The following is a 6,000-nucleotide window of genomic DNA, read 5'->3' as shown; positions in this document are numbered from 1 at the left end:
AGAATGGAACAATCAGCAAATACCCACCCACCAAAAAGGTGAAGTGGAGTACCAAAATTGGCACTGACATTCATCGACACACTGTTGAGTTCTCAAAGAACACGCGCACACCATCACTCGAAACCTTGCAGTTTCTTGTTTTGGGGCAACCGTTCTAGCCTAACCCGATCAAGTTCCGGAAGCAAATCCGGCACTTTCTCGGCCACCCGAAGGCGCTCCACAACCCTACAGGATGCTTCACACTCGGATTACCAGGCGCTCCCCGTACAACCTCGTTTACCCTCGCTGACCTGTAAAGGTCGCGGCCGGGTCGGTGTCCGTGTCGCTCTGACCTGGAATAAGTTACGCGAACCCGCCGGAGATTGCCAAATCGCCAGGTCAGCACCGTTGGGGCGCACGATTCACCCACGATTCAGCGTCGAGGAGCCCGTTCAGGGCATCTCGATGGTCTCGGCCCGCGCGATCTCACCGATCGCGGCGCGGATGTAGCGGTCCGCGGTGACGTCGGCGGCAACGAGCAGATCGGCCATCACCAGCACCGCGCTCCGGAGGTAGCCGGACTGGCCGATCCGCTGAGCGTCGTCACTCATCTCGGTGAGCCCGAGCGCTCCGGTGAGGACCGCGGCGAGGGCCGTGACGTCGAGGTCGGGCAGCCAACTGATCGCCGAGCCGGCGACCCGCGTCAGCGCGTCCTGGATGTCCTCGCCGGAGAAGCCGTCGGGATGCAGGTCCTCCAGCAGTGCTCGCACGACACCGGCGTGGACGATCGTCACCTGCTCGAACGGCAGCGCGACCATGTCGTCGAGAACGTCGGCCAGTTGCTCGCGCAAACCGCCGCGCGCCGCGGAGATCGCATCGTCGGTGGCGATCGCGATCTGGCGGGCCGTCGTCGGCCAGTCGGCGGGCCAATTACTACCGGCGCCCATCCGCGTCAGACCGCCGCACTCAGCGCGACGGACAGGGGCACTGCCGTCAGACACAGCACCGCCGCAACCAGCAGACCGATCACCAGGCGCTTGTCCCACTTCCCCCGCGCACCGCTCGCCGCCAGGACGAACAGCACGAACCCGATACAGACGGAGATGATCGTGACGAGGACCGGTGTGGAGAGCATGCCTGGATTGTGCCTCAGTCGCGTTTTCCCTGATCGGCCAGGAGTTGGGCCAGGTGAGTGCCCTCTCTCCGCGCCAGATCTGTGATCTGGGTCCGGCAGGAGTAGCCGTCGGCCAGGACGACGGCCTCGGGGTCCGTCCGCGCGATGGCCGGCAGGAGTTGGTGCTCGGCGATCGCGACGGACACGTCGTAGTGCCCCCTCTCGACACCGAAGTTGCCGGCGAGTCCGCAGCACCCGCCGAGACGCTCCACCCGCGCACCCGCGCGGCGCAGCAGATCGGCGTCCGCATCCCACGTCATCACGGCGTGGTGGTGGCAGTGCGGCTGCGCGACGACGGTCGTGCCCGACAGATCCGGCGGTTCCCAGCCGTCGCGGTCGACGAGCAGTTCGGCGAGGGTCCGCGTGGACTCGGCGACAGCGCGGGCCTCCGGAGTCCCGAGCAGGTCGACGGCGTCGGCGCGCAGCACCGCCGTGCACGACGGCTCCATCCCGACGATCGGCGTTCCTTCTTTTACAAGAGCGGTCACGGTGCGGCCGAGGATGCGGCGGGCCGCGTCCAGCTGGCCGGTGGTGATCCACGTGAGGCCGCAGCACTGCCGCTTCGGGGTGAGCCGCGGCCGGAATCCGGCGTCCTCCAGGACCCGGACGGTCGCGATGCCCACCTCCGGCGTGAAGTGGTCGGTGAAGGTGTCGACGAACAGCACGACCGGGTCGCCGGTGGCGCGGCGCTGGGTGGCAGTCGACGCGAACCAGCGCCGGAACGACGTGGGCGCGAACTGCGGGACGTGGCGTCGTCGATCCGCTCCCCCGAGCGTGAGCGCGGCCGGTGCGACACCCGGAAGCCGGGTCACCGCGTTGGTCAGACGGGGCGCGCGGCCGGCGAGCGCCGCCCAGCGCGGCAGCCACCCGAGTGAATAGTGCGAGGCCGGACGCAACCGCTTCCGGTAGCTCTGGTGCAGGACCTCCGCCTTGTAGGAGGCCATGTCGACACCCGTGGGACAGTCGGACGCGCAACCCTTGCAGGACAGGCACAGGTCGAGGGCGTCGTGTACCTCCGGCGAGCGCCAGCCCTGATCGACGAGGCTGCCGTTGACCATCTCCTGCAGGACGCGGGCCCGTCCGCGCGTCGAGTCCTTCTCTTCTCGAGTCGCCAGATAGGAGGGACACATGACGCCGCCGGCGCCGGTGGTGTCGGCACGACACTTCCCGACGCCCGTGCAACGGTGCACGGCCTGGGCGAAGTCGCCGTCGTCGTCGCGGTACGCGAGCGCCAGGTTCTTTCGCAGCGGCGTCGTCTGCGGGACGCGCAGGTCGGCGTCCACCGGCCGCGGGTCGACGAGGACACCGGGGTTGAGGACGTTTTCGGGGTCGAAGACGTGCTTGACGGCGCCGAACAGGCGCAGCGCGTCGGGCGAGTACATGAGCGGGAGCAGTTCGCTGCGGGCCCGGCCGTCGCCGTGCTCGCCGGACAGCGACCCGTCGTAGCGCGCGACGAGTTCCGCAGCGGCGATGAGGAAGCGTCGGAAGACGGCGGCGGCCTCGGGCCGGTCCATCGGCAGGTCGAGGCGGATGTGCAGGCAGCCGTCGGCGAAATGGCCGTACGGCAGGCCGGTGATGCCGAAGTCGGTGAGCAGGGCGTCGAAGTCGCGCAGGTAGGGGCCCATCCGGTCGGGCGGGACCGCGGCGTCCTCCCAGCCCGCGTAGGCGGGCTTGCCCGCGGGGCTGCGTCCGGCCAGGCCGGCACCGTCCTCCCGGATCCGCCACAGCGCCGCCGCCCGGGCGGGGTCGTCGACGACGAGGGCGTCGATCGCGCCGCACCCGTTCGCGAGGGCCCGCGCCCGGCCCAGCACCTCGTCACGCTCGTCGCCCGCGATCTCGACGAACAGCCACGCCGCACCGTTCGGCAGTGGCGGCACCGCCTGGGGCCCGCGTCGCTCCCGGACGACGTCGACCAGGCGCGAGTCGATGCCCTCGCACGCCGTGGGCCGGAACCCGAGGACCGCGTTGGCGTCGTCGCCGGCGGACGCGATGTCGTCGTAGCCGAGCGCGACCAGCACGCGGTGCGCCGGATCCCGCACCAGATTCACGGTGGCCTGTGTGACGATCCCGAGCGTGCCCTCGCTGCCGACGAGGAACTTCCGGACGTCGAAGCCGTTCTCCGGCAGCAGGTGCTCGAGCGAATACCCCGACGCCTGCCGACCGAAGCGGCCGAATTCGGTTCGGATCGTGGCCAATTCGGCGTGAGTGACGTCGCGGAGTCGGTCCAGGAGCGGGACGTCGGTGGCGTCGGGCAGCGACAGCGCCTCCCCCGTCCCGGCGAGCAGCTCGAGGCCGGCGACGTTGTCGGACGTGCGCCCGTAGCCGAGAGTGCGTGCACCGCAGGCGTTGTTGCCGATCATCCCGCCGATGGTGCAGCGGTTGTGCGTGGACGGGTCCGGGCCGAACCGCAGCCCGTGCGGGGCCGCCGCGCGCTGCAGCGCCGCCTGTACGACACCCGGTTCGACGACGGCCGTGCGCGCGTCGGGATCGACCGCGAGCACCCGACCCAGGTGACGGCTGAAATCGAGGACCACCCCCGGGCCGACCGCGTTACCCGCTACCGAGGTCCCGGCGCCGCGCGCCGTGATCGGCACCCCCTCGGCACGGCAGACGTCGAGCACCGCCGCGACCTCGTCGACCGCACGCGGGAACACCACCGTCGTGGGCGGCACCCGGTACAGCGACGCATCCGACGAGTACATCGCCCGCGTGGTGCCGTCGTCGCGGACGTCCCGCACTCCCACGCGGCGCAGCGCGTCGGAGATCGGCGTCCAATCCGGCATACGAGCAGCCTAGTGCCGTGCCGTGAGCACCACCGGGCCGTCGTCGGTGATCGCGACGGTGTGCTCGCTGTGCGCGGCACGGGCACCGGTGACGGTACGCAGCGTCCAGCCGTCGGCGTCGTGGCGGTAGTCGTCGGAGCCGTCGGCGATGAGCATCGGTTCGATCGCGAGGACCAGGCCGGCGCGCAGGCGCATGCCCCGTCCGGCGCGGGCCTCGTTGGGTACGTCCGGGCTCTCGTGCATGACGCGGCCGATGCCGTGACCGCCGTGGTCGGCCAACATTCCGTAGCCGAGACCCCGGGCGTAGGCGCCGATCGCGGCACCGATGTCGCCGAGACGATTCCCTACCCGAGCGGCGGCGATCCCGCGGCGGAGGGCCTCGTCCGTGGCCGCGACGAGCGCCTCGTCGGCGGGATCCGCGGAACCGACAACGAAGCTGATCGCCGAGTCTCCACACCAGCCGCCGAGCCGCGCGCCGCCGTCGATGCTCACCAGATCGCCGTCCCGAATCCGGTAGTCCGACGGAATACCATGCACTACAGCATCATTCACGGACGAACAGATCGCTCCGGGGAACGGGATCGGCGCCCAGTCCGGGCGGTAGTTCAGAAACAGCGGATCCGCGCCGGCATCGGCGATGACGGCTGTCGCGACGGCGTCGAGTTCGCGCAGGCTCACCCCCACTCGCGCGTGCTCACGCGCTGCCGCGAGCGCGTCGGCGACGACCCGACCCGCCGCCCGCATGCCCTGGATCTCCGATTCGGTCTTGAGTTCGACCACTGCCCACACCTCCGGTTCGAATAACTATACCGGTATTACTATAGGCATCATGGTGCGCGAGCCGTTGACGGCGGAGGAACTCGAACGGGGCCGGCGGCTCGGTGACCTGCTGCGATCCGCCCGAGGCGAGACGAGCATGGTGCAGGTCGCACTCGAGGCGGGGATCTCCACCGAGACCCTCCGCAAGATCGAGACCGGACGCATCGCGACGCCGGCGTTCTTCACGATCGCCGCCGTCGCGCGCGTCCTCGACCTCTCCCTCGACGACATCACCGCCGCCCTCGACCCCGCCGCGGTCAGTCCGGATCGGGCGCCTCGGCGCGCATCTTGATCCGCGCGAGGCGACGATCCCAGCCGGACGCGATCCGCTCGAGCTGAGCGGCCGCCTCGCTCAGCCGCGCACCGACCGCCACGAACCGCACCTCACGTCCGTCGCGCTGGGGGGTGACCAGGCCGACCTCCTGCAGCACCGCGAGGTGCTTCGCGATCGCCTGCCGCGACACGGGGAGTTCCCGCGCCAGCGCCGACGCCGACGCCGGGGACCGCCCGAGGCGCAGCAGGATGTCCCAGCGGGTGTCATCGGCGAGCGCCGCGAACACCACGGGAGCAGTGGGGGTTTCACCCGACGGCATCCACGGCCTCCAGGTGACCCTTCGCGAGCGCCATCTCGATCGCCCAGCCCGCCACGTTGCCGTCGTACTTCTCGCGGCGCTCCAGTTCGGTGCCCGGCAGCGATGCAAAGCCCGTCTCGACCACCGTCAGCGCGACCCTGCCGGGCGACGTCTCCACGATCGTGAACTCCACGAGCGTCGACGGGCCGTCGGCGACACCGGAATCGGCGAGCCAGCGGAAGGCCGCGTAGCGGGGTTCGTCCAGTTGCACGGTCGCGAAGGCGAACTCGCCGTGTACGGGATCGTGCACGACGTCCAGCTCGCCGCGACGTTCGATCCGGTGCTCCACGATCTGCTCGCCGTTGATGTACCAGCCGGGTTCGCTGACGAGCTTCCACACCCGCGCCGCCGGGGCGTCGATCTCTATCGTCCGTTCGATTCGGTCCATCACGTCCATCGGTTCCATCGGTTCCATCCCTCCGGTTCGGTAATACCTGCAACCCCAGACTTGCACCAACTACCCCTATTCGCAACCCCCTGGTTGCAGTCTCTCCGGCGTCGCGAGAACGCCGACCACGTCGTCCCCTATGCCCGTTACGCCCCCGGGGCCCACCGCTTCTCACAGGTAGGACCCAGCTAGCTGCGGTATTCTCGCCTCCGGCCAACCGACGGC

At 69.9% G+C, this 6,000-nt stretch carries 7 protein-coding genes; 1 reads left to right on the top strand and 6 read right to left on the bottom strand.

Going from position 1 to position 6,000, the window contains the following annotated elements; genetic code table 11:
• Positions 1-431 precede the first annotated feature (431 nt).
• Genes LCL87_RS24735 through map form a run of 4 tightly spaced genes read right to left on the bottom strand, consistent with a single transcriptional unit; the run spans position 432 to position 4,716 of the window.
• A complete protein-coding gene (locus LCL87_RS24735) occupies positions 432-926 on the bottom strand; it encodes a hypothetical protein (RefSeq protein WP_225024102.1) in 495 nt (164 codons plus the stop codon).
• Positions 927-931: 5 nt separating this feature from the next.
• On the bottom strand, positions 932-1,114 hold the full coding sequence (locus tag LCL87_RS24730) for a hypothetical protein (RefSeq protein ID WP_127918675.1): 183 nt from the start codon (positions 1,112-1,114) through the stop codon (positions 932-934).
• 14 nt (positions 1,115-1,128) lie between these two features.
• Positions 1,129-3,936 carry an FAD-binding and (Fe-S)-binding domain-containing protein gene (locus LCL87_RS24725; protein WP_225024101.1) on the bottom strand — a complete coding sequence of 936 codons (2,808 nt, stop codon included), beginning with the start codon at positions 3,934-3,936 and terminating at the stop codon, positions 1,129-1,131.
• A 9-nt stretch (positions 3,937-3,945) separates the two neighbouring features.
• Positions 3,946-4,716 carry a type I methionyl aminopeptidase gene (gene map, locus LCL87_RS24720; RefSeq protein WP_225024100.1) on the bottom strand — a complete coding sequence of 257 codons (771 nt, stop codon included), beginning with the start codon at positions 4,714-4,716 and terminating at the stop codon, positions 3,946-3,948.
• 49 nt (positions 4,717-4,765) lie between these two features.
• Here map and LCL87_RS24715 point away from each other — a divergent pair, with 49 nt between their 5' ends.
• A complete protein-coding gene (locus LCL87_RS24715; RefSeq protein WP_225024099.1) occupies positions 4,766-5,047 on the top strand; it encodes a helix-turn-helix domain-containing protein in 282 nt (93 codons plus the stop codon).
• On the opposite strand, the gene LCL87_RS24710 is transcribed toward LCL87_RS24715, so the two are convergent.
• Both LCL87_RS24710 and LCL87_RS24705 read right to left on the bottom strand, forming a co-directional pair.
• Positions 5,013-5,348 carry an ArsR/SmtB family transcription factor gene (locus LCL87_RS24710; RefSeq protein WP_225024098.1) on the bottom strand — a complete coding sequence of 112 codons (336 nt, stop codon included), beginning with the start codon at positions 5,346-5,348 and terminating at the stop codon, positions 5,013-5,015. The genes LCL87_RS24715 and LCL87_RS24710 overlap by 35 nt on opposite strands.
• Entirely contained in the window at positions 5,335-5,793 is a 459-nt protein-coding gene (locus tag LCL87_RS24705; RefSeq protein ID WP_225024097.1) for an SRPBCC family protein, read from the bottom strand. The genes LCL87_RS24710 and LCL87_RS24705 overlap by 14 nt, the downstream gene beginning before the upstream one ends.
• Between the last annotated feature and the right edge of the window lie 207 nt (positions 5,794-6,000).

Source organism: Prescottella equi (assembly GCF_020171745.1).
In the GTDB taxonomy this organism is placed as follows: Bacteria; Actinomycetota; Actinomycetes; order Mycobacteriales; family Mycobacteriaceae; genus Prescottella; species Prescottella equi_A.
The sequence above is the reverse complement of the archived record's forward strand: the minus strand, read 5'-3'. Positions and strand labels throughout refer to the sequence as shown.

Coding starts and splice junctions, on each gene's coding strand:
- LCL87_RS24715 (WP_225024099.1), top strand. CDS start 4,766: ATGGTGCGCGAGCCGTTGACGGCGGAGGAACTCGAACGGGGCCGGCGG.
- LCL87_RS24705 (WP_225024097.1), bottom strand. CDS start 5,793: ATGGAACCGATGGACGTGATGGACCGAATCGAACGGACGATAGAGATC.
- LCL87_RS24710 (WP_225024098.1), bottom strand. CDS start 5,348: ATGCCGTCGGGTGAAACCCCCACTGCTCCCGTGGTGTTCGCGGCGCTC.
- LCL87_RS24735 (WP_225024102.1), bottom strand. CDS start 926: ATGGGCGCCGGTAGTAATTGGCCCGCCGACTGGCCGACGACGGCCCGC.
- LCL87_RS24725 (WP_225024101.1), bottom strand. CDS start 3,936: ATGCCGGATTGGACGCCGATCTCCGACGCGCTGCGCCGCGTGGGAGTG.
- LCL87_RS24730 (WP_127918675.1), bottom strand. CDS start 1,114: ATGCTCTCCACACCGGTCCTCGTCACGATCATCTCCGTCTGTATCGGG.